The following is an 18,752-nucleotide window of genomic DNA, read 5'->3' on the forward strand; positions in this document are numbered from 1 at the left end:
GGGGCCCGGTGGTGCGCGGGGATGTCCGCGAGGGTCGGTACGCTGGGGTCATGGTCATCGAAGCCCCTGCACCCGCCTCTGCGCCCGATCCCGAACCGACGTCGGCACCCACGCACGACGTCGTCATCGTCGGTGGCGGGCACAACGCCCTCGTCGCCGCCGCCTATCTCGCCCGCGCTGGCAAGTCGGTCGCCGTCTACGAGCGGCTCGACCACGTCGGCGGCGCCGCCGTGTCGGAGGAGCCGTGGCCGGGGGTCGCCGCGCGCCTCTCGCGATACTCCTATCTCGTGAGCCTGCTGCCACGGCAGATCATTCGGGACCTCGGGCTCCGGATCGACCTCAACCGCCGCCGCTACTCGTCGTACACGCCGGACCCCGCGGATCCGACCCGGGGCGTGCTCGTGGACAACGGCGACGCCGAGGCGACGGCCGCCTCATTCGCTCGGGTGACCGGAGATCCGGAGGAGGCCGGCAGGTTCCAGGCGTTCACTGCACGCATCGCCCCGGTCGCGGAGCGTCTGTTCCCGACGGTCACGGAGCCGCTTCGGCGCCGCTCCGAGGTGCGCGCGCTCATCGACGACGACGCACTGTGGCAGGACCTCTTCGAGCGCCCGCTGGGGCAGGTCATCCGCGCGTCGCTCGAGAGCGACCTCGCGCGCGGCATCGCGCTCACCGATGGCCTGATCGGCACGTTCGCGACGGCCGATGAGGCGTCGCTGCGCCAGAACCGGTGCTTCCTCTACCACATCATCGGCGGCGGCACGGGGGACTGGGACGTGCCGGTGGGCGGCATGGGCCGAGTGAGCGGCGAACTGGAGCGCGCGGCTCGGGAGGCCGGCGCGGAGCTGCACACGGGTGCGGATGTCACGGCGATCGGCGCCGACGGGACCGTGCACGCCACGCGGAACGGGACGCCCGAGACCGCACGGGGTCGACTCGTGCTGAGCGGGGTGGGCCCGGCCGTCTTCGAGCGTCTCCTCGCCGCGGGCGGGGCGCCCGCGGCGCCGGTGACGCCCGAGCGGCCGGAGGGCGCGCAGGTGAAGATCAACATGCTCCTCTCGCGGCTGCCGAAGTTGCGTGATCAAGACGTCGATCCCCAGGCGGCCTTCGCGGGCACCTTCCACATCAACGAAACCCTCACGCAGCTCGAGGCGGCGCACGCCAGTGCCGCCGGGGGTGCGATTCCGGAGCCGCTGCCCGCGGAGATCTACTGCCACTCGCTCACCGACCCGTCGATCCTGTCGCCCGAGCTGCAGGCGCAGGGGGTGCAGACCCTGACGCTCTTCGGACTGCACGTTCCCGACCGCCTCGTCACGCCCGAGACGAACGACCGGGTGCGCGCCGAGCTGCTGGCGGCCGCGCAGCGGTCGCTCGACTCCGTGCTCGCCGAACCGATAGCGGACTGCCTGTACCTCGCCCCCGACGGCACCCCGTGCATCGAGGCGCGGACCACACTCGACCTCGAGGAGTCGCTCGGCATGGTCGGCGGCGACATCTTCCACGGTGCGCTGTCGTGGCCATGGGCGGAGGACGACGACGATCTGGCGACCCCGGCGGGTCGCTGGGGCGTCGCCACCCGGCTGCCGAACATGCTCGTCTGCGGCTCGGGCGCGCGGCGCGGTGGCGCCGTGAGCGGGCTCGGTGGTCACAACGCGGCGCAGGCCGCCCTGGAGATCCTGGGGTAGGAGCCGCGCGGCCCGGCCGGCCTCATGGACCCGGTCGGGTCAGGCGCCGGATCGCGCCGCCCGCACCCACTGCTCGACGTCGTCGGCCGTGCGCGGGATCTCCGCGGAGAGGTTCGTGCACCCCGTCTCGGTGACGACGATGTCGTCTTCGATGCGGACCCCGATGCCGCGGTACTCCTCGGGCACGGTGAGGTCGTCGGGCTGGAAGTACAGCCCGGGCTCGATCGTGAAGACCATGCCCGCCTCCAGGATCCCGTCGAGGTAGAGGTCGCGGCGCGCCTGGGCGCAGTCGTGCACGTCGAGGCCGAGGTGGTGGCTCGTGCCGTGCACCATGTAGCGCCGGTAGTAGGCAGTGGGATCGCCCTCCGCGCTCGGCAGCAGGCCCCACTCGCGGGTGCGGCGCTCGATCACGGCCATCGCCGCGTCGTGCACGTCGCCGAAGCGGATCCCGGGGCGCACGATCGCCCGGGCCGCGTCCGCGGCTTCGAGCACGGCCTCGTAGACGCGCCGCTGGACCTCGGTGAACGTGCCGGAGATCGGCACGGTGCGGGTGATGTCGGCGGTGTACAGGCTGTCGAGCTCGACACCCGCGTCGAGGAGCAGGAGTTCGCCGTCTCGAACGTGGCCGTCGTTCCGGATCCAGTGCAGGGTGCAGGCGTGCGATCCCGCGGCCGCGATGGTCTCGTACCCGACCGTGTTGCCCTCGAGGCGGGCGCGCTGGTTGAAGACGCCCTCCACGACGCGCTCGCCGCGGGGCCGCTCGCTCGCCTGCGGCAGCGCGGCGAGCACATCGTCGAAGCCCCGGCCGGTCGCGTCGACCGCCGCCTGCATCTCGGCGAGCTCGAACGCGTCCTTCACGAGGCGGAGCTCGGAGGTCGCGCGGGCGAGCTCCGGGTGCTCCAGGCCCAGATCGTCGTCGCTCGCAACGAAGGACTCGAGGGGAGCGGTCGGGATCCCGAGCGCCCCGGCGACCTGCGCGAGCGAGGGGCGCGCGCCGATCCAGAACTCGCCGATCTCGGGGTTCGCGAAGAACTCCTCGCTGTCGCGGCCGGCGCGCTCGCGGAAGTAGAGCGTCGCGGTGTGGCCGGACTCGGCTCCGTCGGTGAGCGGGTCGAGCACGAGGATCGCACCCGGCTCGCTCTCGGCGCCCCACCCGGTGAGGTGGGCGAAGGCGCTGTGCGGGCGGTACTGGTAGAAGGTGTCGTTCGACCGCTGCTTCATGGCGCCGGCCGCGAGCACGAGTCGGGCTCCGGGGAACTGCGCGGACAGCGCCGCACGCCGGGCGCGGGCGAACGGGACCACCGGAAGCTCGGCGGGCACCGTGTCGGCGCGCTCGGCCCAGCCGGTCGAGATGTATTCGAGGAATCGGTCGGATTTCGGGGTGGTGCTGCGGTTCGAGTGGTCGATCTGCACGTCGTCTTCGCTCATGCCTCCATCCTCTCACCTCGCACGGGAGCGGTGCTGCGAGCCGGATATCGCGCGCGCGGCCCGCGGCGCGCAGGTGCGCCGCAACCTCGTACGATGGAGGGATGCACGACACCGAAGCCCCGGGGCGATTCGACCTCCACACGCACTCGGTGTTCTCCGACGGCACCACGACCCCGGATGACATCGCTCGGGAGACCGCCGACGCGGGTCTTGTGGGGTTCGCGCTCACGGACCACGACACTACGGCGGGCTGGGACGACGCGCGCGACGCGGCGGCCGCCCACGGGGTCGACTTCCTGCCCGGCATCGAGCTCACGACGCACTCGGGTCGCCGCTCCGCGCACCTGCTCGCCTACGGGCCCGATCCCGCCGATCTCGCACTCGGGGCGGAACTCGCGCTGCTGCGGGACTCTCGGGTGCATCGGGCGCGCGCGATGGCGGACCGCCTCTCCGCGGACTTCACCATCGACTGGGACGCCGTCTTCGCGATCGCGGGCCGCAGCGTCGGCCGGCCGCACCTCGCGGACGCGCTCGTCGCGGGCGGGTACGCGGTGGACCGCAGCGCAGCGTTCGCGTCGATCCTCAGCCCGAGCGGGCCGTACTACCTGCCCATCTACGCACTCGACACGGTCGAGGCGATCCGGTTGGTGCGCGCGGCCGGAGGACTCCCCGTGCTGGCGCACCCCGCCGCCGAGCGGCAGCGCTCGGCGTTCGGTGAGGCGGAGATCGCCGATCTCGCAGGCGCCGGCCTGTGGGGGATCGAGCTCGATCACCCCGAGAACCTGCCGGAGTGGCTGCCCGCGCTGCGCGCGAGCGCCGCGCGGCACGGTCTCGTCGTCACCGGGGCGAGCGACTACCACGGCGCGGGCAAGCCGAATCGGCTGGGGGAGCGCTCCTCCGATGCGTCGATCGTGGCGCGGATCCGGGCCGAGGTCGCGACGCCGCGGTAGAGCGCCGCGGGCTACTCCGCTGCGGGAGCGGCGGCGGACTCGGCCGAGCCGCCGTCCGTCGAGGCCTCACCCGACGCGGTGCCGGCGTCGGTGGCGCGCTGGCCACCCGAGCCGCCGCGGCGACGACGGCGACGGCGCCGCGGTGCGGCCTCACCCTCGGGTGCGGGATCGAGCGACGCGCCCGGCTCGCTGCCCCCCTCGAGATCGTGCCCGTGCTGCTCGTGCCCGTGCGTCTCGTGACGTCCGCGACCGAGGGGGTCGGCACTGCGCGTGCGCCGCCGCGTGCGGCCGCCCTCGCGCTTCTCACCGCGCCCGCCCTCGCCGCGCCCGCCGTCGCGCCGTTCGCCCTCGCCGCGGGCGGGCCGATCCTTCACGGGCGTCGCCTTCAGGCGCCCCTTCGTGCCCTCCGGGATCTTGAGATCGGCAAAGAGGTGCGGGGACGAGGAGTAGGTCTCGACGGGCTCGGGCATTCCGAACTCGAGCGCGTTGTTGATGAGCGCCCACTTGTGCATGTCGTCCCAATCGACGAACGTGACGGCGATGCCCGTGCGGCCGGCGCGGCCGGTGCGGCCCACGCGGTGCAGGTAGGTCTTCTCGTCGTCGGGCACGGTGTGGTTGATGACGTGCGTGACGTCGTCGACGTCGATGCCGCGCGCGGCGACCTCCGTGGCGACGAGAATGTCCTTTTTGCCCGACTTGAACGCGGCCATCGCGCGCTCGCGCTGATCCTGGTTCAGATCGCCGTGCACCGCCGCCGCCGGGAACCCGCGGTCCGACAGCTCCTCCTGGAGCTTCGCGGCTGCACGCTTCGTGCGCATGAAGATGACGGTCTTGCCGCGGCCCTCGGCCTGGAGGATGCGGCCGATGACCTCGTCCTTGTCGAGCGAGTGCGCGCGGTAGATGATGTGCTCGATGTTGGCCTGGGCCTGGCCCTCGTCGGGGTCCGTCGCGCGGATGTGGATCGGGTTCGTCATGAAGCGACGCGCGAGCGTCACGATCGAGCCCGGCATCGTCGCCGAGAACAGCATCGTGTGGCGGGTCGCCGGCGTCATCGAGAACAGCTTCTCGATGTCGGCGAGGAAGCCGAGGTCGAGCATCTTGTCGGCCTCGTCGAGCACCATCTCCCGCACGTTCTTCAGGTTCAGGATCCGCTGGTTCGCGAGGTCGAGCAGGCGCCCCGGGGTGCCGACGATGATCTGCGCGCCCGCCTTCAGCTGCTCGATCTGGCCCTCGTACGCCTTGCCGCCGTAGATCGGCACCACGGTCGCGGCACGATTCTTCGCGGCCAGTTCGAGATCCTCGTAGACCTGCACGCAGAGCTCGCGGGTCGGCACGACGATGAGCGCCTGCACCCCGTCCTCAGGGGTGTCGCCGATGCGCTGCAGCAGCGGCAGGCCGAACCCGAAGGTCTTGCCGGTGCCGGTCTTGGCCTGGCCGATGATGTCCTGCCCCGAGATCGCGAGGGGGATCGTCTGCTCCTGGATGGGGAAGGCCTCGATGATGCCGCTCTCTGCGAGCACATCCACGATATCCTGGTCCACCCCGAGTTCACGGAAAGTCGTCACGTTACGTCCTATTCGATGCGTGTGGTGCTGCGCGCACAGTGCACGAAGGCGCAGCGGCCGGCGCTCCTGTGGCACCGACGATGAATACGTACGGCAGCCAGTCTATTCCGACTGCCGTCGGTTCCGACGGTAAGCTGTCAGGGTGTTCGAGTGGATCAAGGGCCTGCGCAAGGCTGCGGCGCCGGTGCGCAAGGTGCGTTCGCGCGACGACAGCGCCGACGCCGAGCGGGTGGAACTCGCCGAGTTCGCGCCCGGGATCCTCCCGTTCATCGGCCTGACGGCCTATCTCCAGCTCGAACTCTACGAGGCCGCGACCCGTGCCGTTTCGGGCGCCGCGACGCTGCAGGCGAAGGACGTGCTCGCCCGGGTCGCGGGGCAGACGCTCTCGAAGCACCAGCGCCTGACCGCCGAGCTGCGCAAGCGCGGCCACGAACCGCACACCGTGATGGCCCCGTTCGCCCGGGTCATCGACGAGTACGTCGAGCGGATCGACACGGCAGACTGGCACCAGCACGTGCTCTCCCTCTACCTCGTCGGCGGACTCTTCGACGACTTCTTCGCCACCCTCGCAGGCGGTCTCCGCGACGGCTACCGCACCGAGGCGATCGCGATCCTGCGCGACGATACGGGGCGGGACGAGCTCAAGGCCCTCCTCGAGGAGGCGCTCGCGGCCGATGAGACGCTGTCGAGCTGGCTCGCGCTCTGGGGGCGCCGGCTCGTGGGCGACACCCTGCTCGTGTCCCGCGAGGTGCTCCTCCTCAGCGATCACCGCCCGTTCGTCGCGAGCGAGGTGGAGCCGGTGTTCACCGAGCTCATCGCCGATCACATCCGACGCATGGACGGGCTCGGGCTGACGGCCTAGGCCGCGCGTCGCATGTCTCTCCCGCACTCGGCGCTCCCGCAAGCCACGCTCCCGCACTGCGACTACTTCGAGGCCGGGCGCTGCCGCTCCTGCACCCTCATCGAGACGCCGATCGCCGCGCAGCTCGGCGCCAAGCAGGACCGCTGCCGCGAGCTCCTCACGGGGGTTCCGGCCGCGGCCTGGCTGCCCCCGGTCGCGAGTCCCGACCGAGACTTCCGGAACAAGGCGAAGCTCGTGGTCGGCGGTGCGACGGGGCGGGTCACGCTCGGGATCTTGGGCCCGGACGGCGCCGGGGTGGATCTGCGCGACTGCCTGATCCAGTCGCCGGGGATCCGCGCCGCGATCCCGCGCCTCGCGGACTTCCTCGACGCGACAGGGCTGGCACCCTACAACGTGCCGCAGCGGCGGGGCGAGCTGAAACTGGTGCACGTCACCGAGGCTCCGGGCGGCGCGCTCATGCTGCGCTTCGTGGTGCGCACGGAGCAGTCCCTCGATCGACTGCGCAAGCGGCTCCCCGAGCTGCGCGAGACGCTGCCGCGGGCCGCGGTGATCTCGGTGAATCTGCTGCCGGAGCACAAGGCGGTGCTCGAGGGGGATCGCGAGGAGCTGCTGCTCGGATCCTCGCTCGAGATGCACCTCGCGGTCCCCGAAGCGGCGCCGGGCGCCGACGTCGCGCTCCACCTGCTGCCGCAGAGCTTTTTCCAGACCAACACGGCGGTCGCGCAGGCGCTCTACGCGCAGGCGGCGGAATGGGTCGACCGGGTGGATCCCGCGTCGCTCTGGGATCTCTACTGCGGCGTCGGCGGCTTCGCCCTGCACTGCGCCCGCCATCCCGGCGGTGCGGCCCGCGACGTGCTGGGGGTCGAGGTCAGCGAGGCCGCGGTGCGCTCCGCCGAGCGCAGTGCGCGCGACGCCGGGCTGCCTGCGCGTTTTCGCGCCGCCGACGCCACGGCCTTCGCGCTCGGGGCGAGTGAGGGCGATCTCCCCGAGCTCGTCATCGTGAATCCGCCGCGGCGCGGGATCAGCCCCGAGCTCGCGGCGTGGCTCGAGCGCAGCGGGGTGCCCGACGTCATCTACTCGAGCTGCAACCCCGAGAGCCTTCGGCGCGATCTCGCGGACATGCCGTCGTTCGCGGTGCGCGAGGCACGGGTGTTCGATATGTTCCCGCACACGAGCCACCTCGAGGTCGCGGTCCTCCTCGAACGCTGATCACGCGGGAGTGAACGTGGGGTCACCCCACTCGCCGGGTGCGGGGAGCGTCGCCTCGCTGAGCTCGACCGCGTCGGCGCCGACCTCGGCCAGGCAGACGAGCAGCGAGAGCGTGGGGAAGCCGTGCGCGCGGTTGTCGCGCACGATCGCGGCGTCGTCGTCCGGGGCGAGCTGCGCGCTCCGCGCGAGGACCTCGATCCACCGCGCGCGCCAGTCGTCGGGTTGCGGCGCGGACGCGTCCCGCAACGACGCCGCGCGGAACTCGGGCAACCATCGGGTGATGCGCGTCGTGCGCGGGTCGTCGAGGTCGTGGTGGGCGATCATGTGCACGCCGGGTCGGAGCTCGGTGCGCCGCACACCGGCGCCATCCCAACTCGACACCGTCGCGCGGCCCGCGTCGACCTCCACGAGGTTGTAGGCGGCGGTGCGCGGCTCGTCCGGGGCGGGGCCCCCGGCGACCGAGGCGAGGACGAGACGGCCCCGCGATGCGAGCGGGCCGTCGGATCCGGGTGCGACGGGCTCGGCTCGATTCAGGATCACGGCGAGCCGTCCCGGGGCGTCGGCGACCGCGAGCCAGGCGCCGTTCGCGCGCCGATCCCGCACCCCGCGCACCCCGGGATAGTCGGCGGGCCACCACGCGCCGGGGGCGTCCCAGGGTCGTGCGGGATCCTCGTCCCGCACCGCGAGCACCCGAGTCGGATCCCGAGGATCAGCCGGAACATCGACGATCACGGTGCACATGGGCGGGCCCTTCGATCGGGGTCATGGGAGGATGGTCGCGTGAACATCGTACTGGGAGTGACCGGCGGGATCGCCGCGTACAAGGCCGTCTCGCTCGCCCGCCTGTTGGTCGAAGCGGGCCATGACGTGCACGTGGTGCCGACGACGGACGCGTTGCGGTTCGTCGGCGCACCGACCTGGGAGGCCATCAGCCGCAACCCGGTCACCACGTCGGTGCACGACGACGTGCCCGAGGTGCGCCACGTCGCGCTCGGGCAGCGCGCGGAGCTGGTGGTCGTTGCGCCGGCCACCGCGCACACGATCGCCCGCATGTCCGCGGGGCTGGCCGACGACCTGCTCGGGGTCACCTTGCTCGCCACCTCGGCTCCCGTACTCGTCGCGCCCGCCATGCACACGGAGATGTGGCAGCACCCGGCGACGCAGGACAACGTCGCGATCCTCCGCTCCCGCGGCGTGCACGTCATCGGCCCCGAGAGCGGCCGTCTGACCGGTGCCGACAGCGGGCCCGGGCGCCTGAGCGAGCCGGAGCAGATCTTCGCCCGGATCCAGGAGCTGCTCCAGGGCATCGAGCACGCCGCCGACGGGATCGCCGACGCGCCGCCCGCAGCGGTCGGCCCCGTGGCCGAGGCGGAACGCGGTGGGGTGGCAGGCTCCGGTGATCCGGTGCCCGACGTCACCGGGGTGTTCGAGAGCGTGGATCACCGCGCCGACGGGGGAGACCTCGACGGCACGCGGATCCTCGTGAGTGCGGGAGGAACGCGGGAGCTGATCGACCCCGTGCGGTTCATCGGCAATCGTTCGAGCGGCAAGCAAGGCGTCGCGGTCGCCGCAGCCGCCGCCGCTCGCGGTGCCAAGGTTGTGCTGCTCGCGGCCAACATCGACGACTCCGTGCTCGCCGAGGTCGCGACGAACCCCGCGATCCGGGTGGTGCCGGTGACCTCGGCCGCAGAGCTCGAAACCGCTGCGCTCGCCGCATCGCCCGGCGCGGACGTGGTGGTGATGGCGGCCGCGGTGTCGGACTACCGGGTCGCGAACGTCTCGACCGAGAAGATCCGCAAGGAGGATCGGGGCGGCGACGCACCGACGCTCACGCTGGTGGAGAATCCCGACATCCTCGTCGCCCTCGTGCGGGAGCGCCGGCCGGGTCAGGTCCTCGTCGGATTCGCCGCCGAGACGGCCGAGGACACGGACGAGCTGCTCGATCGGGGGCGCCGCAAGCTGCATCGCAAGGGCGTGGACCTGCTCGCGGTGAACGCCGTGGGGTGGTCGCAGGGGTTCGAGGCGTCGGACAACACCCTGCACATCCTGGGCTCGGCGGGCGACGTCGTCGCAACGGCCTCGGGATCGAAGCGCGACACGGCCGACGCGCTGATCGACGCGATCGCCGATGCCATCGACGACGCGCGGGAGTTCGCGAGCTGAGCACACCGGGCCCATCGGCCCGGGCTCGCGCCGCCGCGACGAAAACGCCGCGACGAAAACGCCGCGACGACAACGCCCCGACCAACGACGAGCCCCCGCCGACCCTCCAGCGAGGATCGGCGGGGGCTCGTCCGGTCCGGCGGCTAGCTGATGAAGCCGACCTTGCGGCCCGCGTCACCACCGAGCTCGACGTAGGCGACGGACTCGGAGTCGATGAGGTACTGGCGCCCCTTCGTGTCGCTGAGGGCGACGAGGGCGTGCTCTGCGGCCTGTTCGAAGAGCGCGCGCACCTCCTCGGCCTGGGCTTCGGTCTCGAATGCGAGCTCGCGGGGCGAGTGCTTGATGCCGATACGTACTTCCACGGGTGCCTCCTCGGATCGGTGGCCGAACGCCACGGATGGTGCTGCTTCGAGTCTAGGGCGGCTGCGGGGAGAGGGGCCCGGTATTCGCGGTCCGTTCGCCGTCAGCGCAGCCGTGCACGGGCGGCGCGCGTCGCTCATGGCATGGGGTCGGGCGCGGGATCGACTGCGAGTACGGACGCGAGAACTGCCGCGGGCGCAGTCGCTGGAGCAGTCGCCGAGGCAGGAGGAACCTCCGTGTCGGAGGTGCTCGCTAGGCTGATGGCATGTTCGAGTTCGACCCCTCCCAGCAGCGCGTTCTCGCGCTGGATCCCGGGCGCCACGCCCGTGTGGTGGGGGCTCCCGGGAGCGGCAAGACGCGCGTGCTCGTCGAGGCCGTCGCCCGCACACTCGACCGGCCCGGCTGGGCGGAGGAGGACGTGCTCGTGCTTGCGCCCAACCGCACGGTGTCGGCGCAGTTGCGCGCGGCGATCGAGCGTCGTCTCGGTCGTGCGAGGGGCGGCACTCCGGTGCGCACCGCGGCCTCGCTCGGCTTCGCGCTGCTGTCGCGGGTGACCGCGGTGGAGGGTGCAAACGCCCCGCGCCTGCTGACGGGCACGGTGCAGGACGAGGCGATCGCCGCGGTCGTCGCCGAGATCGGTCGCGGCGGCGCCGCTGCGAGCGGTGGGCTCGTCCCCGAGGTCATGGCGAGTGGAACCTACCGGGCCGAACTGCGGGAGCTCTGGCGCGTGGCCGACGACTTCGGTCTCGACCCCGCTCGGCTGGCCGAGGAGCTCGGCGAGGTGCGGGCGCAGGCGGTGTCGCAGGCGCACACCCGCGCGCCGGCGCCGGAGCTGCTGGATCGCTGGCAGCAGAGTCTCTCGGTCATCGCGGCCGTCTCGGCCGGTCTCGCGCGCGAGCGGCCCGACGAGTGCAGCTCGAGCGCCCTGCTCCGCCGCGCTGCCGCCGCGGTGGAACGGATGGGTGCGACGGGGGCGGCCCGGGCCGGCAGCGTCACTGACGACGGAGCGGCACTCCGTCTCCCGAGGCTCATCCTGGTCGACGACGCGCAGGAACTCGGGGAGGGCGAGCTTGCCCTGCTCGCCGCGTGCACGCGTGCGGGCTCCCGCGTGTGGGTCTTCGGCGACCCCGACCTCGCGACGGGCGCGTTCCACGGCGAGCGGACCCGCGCGCTCACGCGCCTGCACGACGAGCTGGAACGCCGTGGTGGTGTCGCGGGCGCCCCGGATCTCGCGGGCGCCTCGGGCATCGCCGAGGGGGAGCAGGTCGTAGCGCTGGATCGCGTGCACCGGCACGACGGGGTGCTGCGCACCTTCATTCGCAGTCTCACGGCCCGCATCGGTGCGGGCGACGGCGCAGCGCACCGTGCCGCCGACGCGTCGTCGGCGGCAGATGCAGCGGCGTCCCGAGGGCTCCCGAGCGAGCACGCGCCGGTGCAGTTCGCGGTGGCCGCATCACCCGCCGAGCACATCGGGATCCTGGCCCACCGGTTCCGTGCGCGTCGGCTCGGGGTCGGCGGCGCCGTGCCGCTCGCGTGGTCCGAGATGGCCGTGGTGTGCCGTACCCGGGCCGAGGCGAACCGTGTCGCCCGGCTGCTCGCCTCGCATCAAGTGCCGACCCGCATCGCGGCCGGCGGCCTCGTGCTGCGCGAGCATCAGATCGTGCGCGAGCTGATCCGGCTGCTCCAGCACGCGCTCGGGCTGCAGCCCCTCGTTCCGGGTGAGGTGCTGAGCCTTGCCGGCGGGGTGATCGGCGGGCTCGACCCCGTCGCGATCCGGCGCCTGCGGAGCGCACTGCTGCTCCAGGCGCGGCGCGATGCGCACGGTGACGGCGGCGACGCGCACGGCGGCGGCCGCGGCGTGGCATCGATCGACGAGATCGTGGCGGAGGCCTTCGCCCTTCCCGGCGACACCCCGGTCGTCGACAGCGCGGGCGGGCGCGTCCTCCGGCGGCTCGGCATCATCGCGGCGGAGGGGCGCGCCACGCACACCGCGGGCGGGACGGCGCGCGAGGTCCTGTGGGCGCTGTGGGACGCGACTCGGCTCGCCGACGGCTGGCAGACCGACGCGCTCGAGGGGCGCGGGGCGCGGTCGGACGAGGCGCACCGCTCGCTCGACGCCGTGCTCGGGCTGTTCTTCGCGCTCCAGCGCCACGAGGAGCAGGACAGCGATCAGCCGATCGCCGCCCTCCTCGAGGACCTGCTGCAGAGCGCCGTGCCGGAGGACACGCTGGCCCAGCGGAGCGAGCGCGAGGTCGTCACCGTGACCACTCCGCAGGGCGTGATCGGTCGGGAGTTCGAGCTCGTCGCCGTGATCGGCGCGCAGGACGGTTCGTGGCCCAATCTCCGCGCCCGAGGTTCCCTGCTCGGTGCCGCCGCGCTCGAGCGCTGGCTGCGTGGCGGTGAGGCGCTGGCGCCGTCGCGGCGCGACACGATCCACGACGAGTTGCGCCTGTTCGTCCACAGCTGCGCTCGTGCGCGCTCCGAGCTGCTGGTCGTGGCCGTCGGTGACGAGGATCACCACCCCAGCGCGTTCTTCCGCTTCGGCGAGGAGTATGCGTGCGCGGGTCTTCCGAGCGCCCGTCTCACGCTGCGCGGCGCTGCGGCGCAGATGCGGCGCCGCATCACCGGTGACACCGCCGATGCCGCCGCGATGCGCTCGCTCGTCGCGCTCGCCGACGCCGGGATCCCGGGCGCGCACCCGGACGAGTGGTACGGGGTGCTCCCCGCGAGCACGGACGCGCCGCTCGTCGACCTCGACGGTGATCCCGATGCGCGCGTGTCCGTGAGCCCGTCCCAGCTCGAGCGCGCGGAGGCCTGCCCGCTCGACTGGGTGATCGCGAGCCTCGGCGGGGGCAGCGGCAGTGTGCAGGCCAGCCTCGGCACGCTCGTGCACCACGCACTGGAGACGGCCACCGAGCCGGATGCTGCCGCCATGCTCGCAGCGATCGACGCCGAGTGGGCCAAGCTGCCCTTCGACGCCGAGTGGGAGTCGGAGCGGGCGCACCGGCTCGCGGAGGCGATGGCCTCGGGCCTCGCGGAGTACCTCCGCGACTTCGAGTCCTCCGATCGCCGTCTGCTCGGACAGGAAGCGGAATTCAGGATCCCGATCGGTCAGGCCGTGCTCCGCGGCATGGCCGACCGGCTCGAGCAGCGGCTCGCCTCCGACGGCACCCCCGAGGTGACCGTCGTGGATCTGAAGACCGGGCGCACCCCGCCGACGAGCGCGGAAACGGCCGCGCACGCGCAGTTGCAGGCGTACCAGCTGGGCGTGGTGACCGGGGCGTTCGCCGAAGCGACGCCGACCACGGAGCAGGCCGGAACGGACTCCGGTGCGCTCGACGCCGCCCGGAGCGGCGGAGCGCGGCTCCTGTACGTGCACCCGGATGCGACGCGGGGCGGCGGCTACGTGGAGCGCGGTCAGGAGCCGATCTCCGAGGAGACCCGCGCGGAGCTCGAACAGCGCGTGCAGCGCATCGCCCGGGTCATGTCCGCCAGCGACTTCACCGCGCGTGTCGAGCACCACTGCTCCGACCCGCACACCCCGGGCAACTGCCGCGTCCACATCATCCCGGCGGTGAGTCGCGCATGAGCGGTCCTCACGCAGCACCGACGGCGGGTGGGTCGCGCGGCGCAGTGTTCTCCGCGGCGCGCATCGCGGAGATCCTCGCCGTCCCGCCGGCACCTCCGCTCTCGCCGACGGCGGAGCAGCAGCGCATGATCGAGCACCCCCTCGGCGGGAGCACCCTCGTCGTCGCCGGCGCGGGCAGCGGCAAGACCGAGACGATGGCCAACCGGGTGGTGTGGCTCGTCGCGAACGGACTCGTGCAACCGGATCAGGTCCTCGGCCTCACCTTCACCCGCAAAGCGGCGGGGGAGTTGCGCGAGCGCATCTCCGGTCGGCTCGCCGCGTTCGCAGCCCGGCTGCAGGAGCGTGCGGAGCTCGGCGAACTGGGTCCGTCCGAGCTCGAGCGCGCCGACGCGCTCATCTCGCTCCTCGCCGATGGGATCGACATTCCCGAGGTCAGCACGTACAACGCCTTCGCGGCGGGAGTGCTGCAGGAGTTCGGGGCGGCTGCGGCCGTCGATCCGGACTCGGTGATCATCGACGAGGCGACGGCGTGGCGCATCGCCCGCGAGACCGTGCTGGGGAGCGAGGATCCGGATCTGGTCATGAGCGAGCTGCGACTCGCGTCCCTGGTGCGGCACATCATCGACCTGGATCACGCGGTCGCGGACCACCTGAGCTCCCTCGACCGGGTCGACCAGGTCGTCGGAGAGTTTGCCCGCGTCATCGACCTGCCGTACAACACAAAGGAGCTCCAGGGCGAGCGCAGCGGCAAGGTCTACGCCGACGTGCGCACGGCCGTCGCGCAGCTCGCAGAGACCCCGCTCATCACCCGACTCGCACGGGAATTCGCCGCGGAGAAGCGCCGCCGCGGAGTTATCGAGTTCTCCGATCAGCTCGCCCTGGCGACCCGCGCGCTGGAGCGGTCACCCGACGGGATCGCGGTCCTCCGGCGGCGGTCCAGGGTCGTGCTGCTCGACGAGGTGCAGGACACGTCCGTCGGGCAGACCCGCTTCCTCGCCATGATCTTCGCCGGTGCGTCGGTGATGGCGGTGGGGGATCCGCACCAGTCGATCTACGGGTGGCGCGGAGCGTCGGCCGAGGGGCTCCGATCCTTCCACGAAGATTTCCGGGGCCGGGGAGCACCCCCGCGCACCCCCGCGGCCACGCTCTCGCTCTCGACGAGCTGGCGGAACCCGGGGCGCATCCTGGAGGTGGCCAACACGATCGCGGCGCCGCTCACCGCCGAGTCGGTCATCGAGGTGCCGGAGCTGCAACCCCGGCCCGGTGCTGCGGCCGGCACCGTCGAGTGGTGCTTTCCCGAGACGATCCACGAGGAGCGGCAGGCGGTCGCCCGCTGGTTCCGGGAGGCGCGTGACACCTTCGTCGCGGAGCACGGCGAGCTGCCGAGCGCGGCCGTCATCTTCCGGAAGCGCAGTCACATGGCCGGATTCTCAGCGGCGTTGACGCGGGAGGGGGTGCCGAACCGGATCGTGGGTCTCGGCGGCCTGCTCACGACCCCCGAGGTCACGGATGTCGTGAGCACGCTCCGCTGCGTCTGGTACGCGGATGCGGGCGGAGATCTCATCCGGCTCCTGTCCGGGCCGCGGTTCAGGGTGGGCGTGGCCGATCTCGCCGGACTCCGCGATGCGGCGCGATGGTTCGCCGGCCGTGACGTCTCCCAGCAGCCTCTCGCGGCGGAAGACGTGGCCGCCGACCGGGTGCTTCCGGATCCCGATCGGCAGTTCACCCTGATCGATGCGCTCGACCAGATCGCCTCGATGCGGTCGCTCGACCACTTCGCACTGCGCGGGATCAGCGCGGTCGGTCGCACGCGCCTGCAGGAGGCGGGGCGGGTACTCGCGACGCTGCGGCAGGGGGTCGGCGGCAGTATCGGCGAGCTCCTGAACAGCACGGTGCAGGCGCTCCGCCTCGACATCGAGCTCGACGCGAACGAGGCGCGGCACGCGGAGACGGACGGCCAGGTGCACGCCAACCTCGACGTCTTCTCCGATCTCGTCGAGTCCTATCTCGCCGTCGACACCCGGGGCACCCTCGCCTCGCTCCTCGAGTGGATCGAGCGGGCGACCGAGGCGGACGAGACCGCGGAGCACGTCGCGGCGCCGACCCCCGGCACGGTCCAGCTCATCACCGCGCACGGGTCGAAGGGTCTCGAGTGGGACCTCGTGGCGGTGCCGCGGCTCGTGGCCGGGGAGTTCCCGGGGCCCGCACGCGCCGGCGCCGGCTGGTTGCGCACCGGGCAGATCCCCGATGAGCTGCGCGGCGATGCGTCGGCGCGACCGGAGCTGCGGTGGCGTCTCGCGGACACGCAGCAGGAGCTGAAGACGCGGATCGGCGAGTACCGGGAGGAACTCAAGGAGCGGCACGCCGACGAGGAGCGTCGGCTCGCCTACGTCGCCGTGACCCGCTCTGCGGAACGGCTGCTGCTGAGCGGCTCGTTCTGGGGTGGCCAGACGCGAGCGCGGGGTCCGTCTCCCTTCCTCGGGGAGCTCGCGGAGCGCGGGCTGCTCGGTGGCGGCGACTGCGCGCTCCCGGCCGAGAGCGCGCACGAGGCGGATCCGAGCGAGCTCGCCGAGCTGACCCTCGAGTGGCCGCTCGATCCGCTGGGCACGCGCGCTCCGGTGGTGCTGCGTGCTGCCGAGACCGTGCGTCAGGCGCTCAAGGCGACAGCGGAGGGAGCACCGCCCGCGGAGCCCGTGGACGAGGTGGTACAGCTGCTGCTGGCCGAGCGTGCCGCCACGGAGGAGCGCCGCCTGGGGGGCGCCCGGTCATCGGCGGAAGGCCCTCCGCGCTCCGACGCTCGCCGGGTCGCCGACGCGCAGACCCTGCCCGACCGCATCACCGCATCAACCTTCCATGACTTCGTCGAGGACCCGGTCGGCGCCGAGCGCCGCCGCCTCCGTCCCGTGCCGCAGCGCCCGTACCGGCGCACCCGGATCGGCAACCGCTTCCACGAGTGGGTCGAGCGCCGCTCCACCACGGCGCGCGGCACGTCGCTTCCGCTCGCGGGATTCGACGTCGACGTCGCTGATCCGGCAGGGGGGATGTCCGATCGGGAATCACCGGAGGAACTTCTCAGTGCGTCCGGCCTCGAGGCGGGCCGAGGCGTCGAAGCCGTCCCGAGCGTCGAAGCGGAACTGCAGCCGCTCATCGAGCAGTTCGAGCGGTCGCGCTGGGCGGATCTCCAGCCCATCGCCGTCGAGCAGGAGGTCACGCTGCCGTTCGCCGGCCGCAGCCTCGTGTGCAAACTCGACGCCGTGTACCGCTCCGACGGACCGGACGGCACACGCTACGAGGTCGTGGACTGGAAGTCGGGCCGATCACCGCGCACCGAGGACGAGCGTCGCAGCCGGTTCTTCCAGCTCGATCTGTACCGCCACGCCTACGCGCAGTGGGCGGGAGTGGACCCGGAGCGCATCGACGTGGCGCTCTACTACGTCGCGGAGGGCGTGGAACTCGTCGGTGACGCCCCGCGGAGCCTCGAGGAACTCGAAGAGATCTGGCTCGCCGCGGCCGAGCGGGTCGTCGACGGCGTCTGACCTCCTGCGCGGTGCGGGAACGAAGTGCGTCAACGCGGTGGGGCAATGCAGCGCGGTGCGGCGCGTCGGCCGGTCGTGGAGAGCCGTTGCCCTGCGGTCAGCGGTCGCGCTCGGGGAGTTCGTCGTCCGAGATCGGCTCGGTGAGCTGATCATCGTGGTCGTGAGGTCCGCGCTCGCCGTCCCGCGCCTCGGACCGCTCATCCACACGGTCATCAGACGCGTGGCCAGCCGAGTCCCCGGACGCGTGCCCCGCCGTGTCGTCGGGATCCGCAGCCAATTCCGCAGCGGACTCCTCGCCGGTCCCGTCCCGCAACGGCTCGATGAAGTCCGTATCGACGCCGAACATGCGGTCCTCGTCCAGCGCCTCGAAGGCGGCGGTGTCGGAGAGGAGATCGTGCACCTCCGGCGTCTCCGCCAGCAGCGACTCGACCTCAGTCTCACTGAGCGGTGCGGGCGTCGCCGCGCCGAGGCCCGCCGACAGACCCGTGCCGACGGACCCGACCCGATCGACCAGGCGGTCGAGCATCCGCACGGCATCGTCCGTGATCTCGTCGTCGTGGGACTCGACGCCGTGGAGCAGCCAGCGGGCGATCTCGAGTTCGTGGTAAAGCGCGGTGCGGGTGCGCACCGCCGCCAGGGAACTGCGATCTCGCAGCGTGGCGTACCGGGCGAGCACGCCGTTCAGCACGTCGGGGCCGGCGCCCAGGAGCCACGCGAGATCACTCGCCGGATCGCCCACGGAGCACTCGGACCATCCCACGATCCCGGTGACCTCATCGTCGGTCACCCGGAAGTGCTCCGCCTCGAGCGAGCCGTGGATCATCGTGGGTTCGAAGTCCCAGAGGTCGCCCGCTTCGAGCACCCGGGTCCAGCGCGACAGGATCGTCTGGGGCACGAGGCGCGTGGACTCGGCACGATCGATGAGCCGGGTCGCCTGCAAGCGCAGATCCTGCGCAGACCGGATCGGCAGCCCGCCCTGGTGCGCGACGGACTGGGGCAGGCCGTGGATGGCCGCGATGGCCTGCGCGATCGGCTGGATGAGGAGCGAGTCGGCTTGGAGATCCTCGGCGTCGAACCGACCGCCATCGACGTAGGTCGTGACCACCGCGCGGCTGTCTCCCGCGCGGGTCATGCCGAGCGACTCCGGGATCGCGAACGGCAACGCCGCGCGGGATCCCTCGGTCAGGGCCGCGAGTCCGAGGAGCTCCGCGGACTGCTGCACCTCGGCGGCCTGCGAGCGCGGCACCCGCACGAGCAGCTCGTCCGTGCCGTCGGTCACGATCGCGGAGGCGAACGACTCGTCCTCCTCGTGGCCCCGGGCGCCGAGCACCACCAGACCCGGCACCGCGGAGGTGGCGAGCGCGGCTAGAGTAAATGGAATGCTGGCCATGTACATCAGCGTAGG

General features: G+C 72.5%; 12 protein-coding genes. 7 read left to right on the plus strand and 5 right to left on the minus strand.

Annotation, left to right across the window (positions count from 1 at the left end):
• Positions 1 to 50 precede the first annotated feature (50 nt).
• Positions 51 to 1,685, plus strand: coding sequence for a phytoene desaturase family protein (locus MUN76_RS01110; protein ID WP_244686395.1), 1,635 nt, complete (start codon positions 51 to 53; stop codon positions 1,683 to 1,685).
• A 39-nt stretch (positions 1,686 to 1,724) separates the two neighbouring features.
• Here MUN76_RS01110 and MUN76_RS01115 read toward each other — a convergent pair whose 3' ends face one another.
• The gene (locus tag MUN76_RS01115; protein ID WP_244686397.1) at positions 1,725 to 3,113 is read right to left on the minus strand and encodes an aminopeptidase P family protein; all 1,389 of its coding nucleotides are present in this window, start codon (positions 3,111 to 3,113) and stop codon (positions 1,725 to 1,727) included.
• A gap of 101 nt (positions 3,114 to 3,214) precedes the next feature.
• Between MUN76_RS01115 and MUN76_RS01120 the strand changes: the two genes are divergently transcribed.
• Positions 3,215 to 4,063, plus strand: a complete 849-nt coding sequence (locus MUN76_RS01120; protein ID WP_244686399.1) for a PHP domain-containing protein — start codon at positions 3,215 to 3,217, stop codon at positions 4,061 to 4,063.
• 11 nt (positions 4,064 to 4,074) lie between these two features.
• Here the strand turns inward: MUN76_RS01120 and MUN76_RS01125 are convergent, their stop codons facing one another.
• Complete coding sequence (locus tag MUN76_RS01125) at positions 4,075 to 5,628, minus strand: DEAD/DEAH box helicase (protein ID WP_244686401.1); 1,554 nt, start codon at positions 5,626 to 5,628, stop codon at positions 4,075 to 4,077.
• Positions 5,629 to 5,770: 142 nt separating this feature from the next.
• On the opposite strand from MUN76_RS01125, the gene MUN76_RS01130 reads away from it, so the two are divergent.
• Both MUN76_RS01130 and MUN76_RS01135 read left to right on the plus strand, forming a co-directional pair.
• On the plus strand, positions 5,771 to 6,490 hold the full coding sequence (locus MUN76_RS01130) for a ferritin-like fold-containing protein (RefSeq protein WP_244686403.1): 720 nt from the start codon (positions 5,771 to 5,773) through the stop codon (positions 6,488 to 6,490).
• A 12-nt stretch (positions 6,491 to 6,502) separates the two neighbouring features.
• Positions 6,503 to 7,699, plus strand: a complete 1,197-nt coding sequence (locus MUN76_RS01135) for a methyltransferase domain-containing protein (protein ID WP_244686405.1) — start codon at positions 6,503 to 6,505, stop codon at positions 7,697 to 7,699.
• On the opposite strand, the gene MUN76_RS01140 is transcribed toward MUN76_RS01135, so the two are convergent.
• Positions 7,700 to 8,440, minus strand: a complete 741-nt coding sequence (locus MUN76_RS01140; protein WP_244686407.1) for an NRDE family protein — start codon at positions 8,438 to 8,440, stop codon at positions 7,700 to 7,702.
• Positions 8,441 to 8,479: 39 nt separating this feature from the next.
• Here MUN76_RS01140 and MUN76_RS01145 point away from each other — a divergent pair, with 39 nt between their 5' ends.
• Positions 8,480 to 9,862: a bifunctional phosphopantothenoylcysteine decarboxylase/phosphopantothenate synthase gene (locus MUN76_RS01145; protein ID WP_244686408.1), complete on the plus strand. Its 1,383-nt coding sequence runs from the start codon at positions 8,480 to 8,482 to the stop codon at positions 9,860 to 9,862.
• 143 nt (positions 9,863 to 10,005) lie between these two features.
• On the opposite strand, the gene MUN76_RS01150 is transcribed toward MUN76_RS01145, so the two are convergent.
• A complete protein-coding gene (locus tag MUN76_RS01150) occupies positions 10,006 to 10,224 on the minus strand; it encodes a DUF3107 domain-containing protein (RefSeq protein WP_244686410.1) in 219 nt (72 codons plus the stop codon).
• Between the two features lie 263 nt (positions 10,225 to 10,487).
• Here MUN76_RS01150 and MUN76_RS01155 point away from each other — a divergent pair, with 263 nt between their 5' ends.
• Together MUN76_RS01155 and MUN76_RS01160 are read left to right on the plus strand one after the other, a co-directional pair.
• Positions 10,488 to 13,811 (plus strand): UrvD/REP family ATP-dependent DNA helicase, encoded by a 3,324-nt coding sequence (locus MUN76_RS01155; protein ID WP_244686412.1) that lies wholly within the window; start codon positions 10,488 to 10,490, stop codon positions 13,809 to 13,811.
• Positions 13,808 to 17,347, plus strand: a complete 3,540-nt coding sequence (locus MUN76_RS01160; protein ID WP_244686414.1) for an ATP-dependent helicase — start codon at positions 13,808 to 13,810, stop codon at positions 17,345 to 17,347. The genes MUN76_RS01155 and MUN76_RS01160 overlap by 4 nt, the downstream gene beginning before the upstream one ends.
• Positions 17,348 to 17,444: 97 nt before the next feature.
• On the opposite strand, the gene MUN76_RS01165 is transcribed toward MUN76_RS01160, so the two are convergent.
• Positions 17,445 to 18,737, minus strand: a complete 1,293-nt coding sequence (locus tag MUN76_RS01165; RefSeq protein ID WP_244686416.1) for a phosphotransferase — start codon at positions 18,735 to 18,737, stop codon at positions 17,445 to 17,447.
• Between the last annotated feature and the right edge of the window lie 15 nt (positions 18,738 to 18,752).

The organism is Leucobacter rhizosphaerae, assembly GCF_022919175.1.
GTDB classification, from domain to species: domain Bacteria; phylum Actinomycetota; class Actinomycetes; order Actinomycetales; family Microbacteriaceae; genus Leucobacter; species Leucobacter rhizosphaerae.

Coding starts and splice junctions, on each gene's coding strand:
- MUN76_RS01110 (WP_244686395.1), top strand. CDS start 51: ATGGTCATCGAAGCCCCTGCACCCGCCTCTGCGCCCGATCCCGAACCG.
- MUN76_RS01115 (WP_244686397.1), bottom strand. CDS start 3,113: ATGAGCGAAGACGACGTGCAGATCGACCACTCGAACCGCAGCACCACC.
- MUN76_RS01120 (WP_244686399.1), top strand. CDS start 3,215: ATGCACGACACCGAAGCCCCGGGGCGATTCGACCTCCACACGCACTCG.
- MUN76_RS01135 (WP_244686405.1), top strand. CDS start 6,503: ATGTCTCTCCCGCACTCGGCGCTCCCGCAAGCCACGCTCCCGCACTGC.
- MUN76_RS01140 (WP_244686407.1), bottom strand. CDS start 8,440: ATGTGCACCGTGATCGTCGATGTTCCGGCTGATCCTCGGGATCCGACT.
- MUN76_RS01155 (WP_244686412.1), top strand. CDS start 10,488: ATGTTCGAGTTCGACCCCTCCCAGCAGCGCGTTCTCGCGCTGGATCCC.
- MUN76_RS01160 (WP_244686414.1), top strand. CDS start 13,808: ATGAGCGGTCCTCACGCAGCACCGACGGCGGGTGGGTCGCGCGGCGCA.
- MUN76_RS01165 (WP_244686416.1), bottom strand. CDS start 18,737: ATGGCCAGCATTCCATTTACTCTAGCCGCGCTCGCCACCTCCGCGGTG.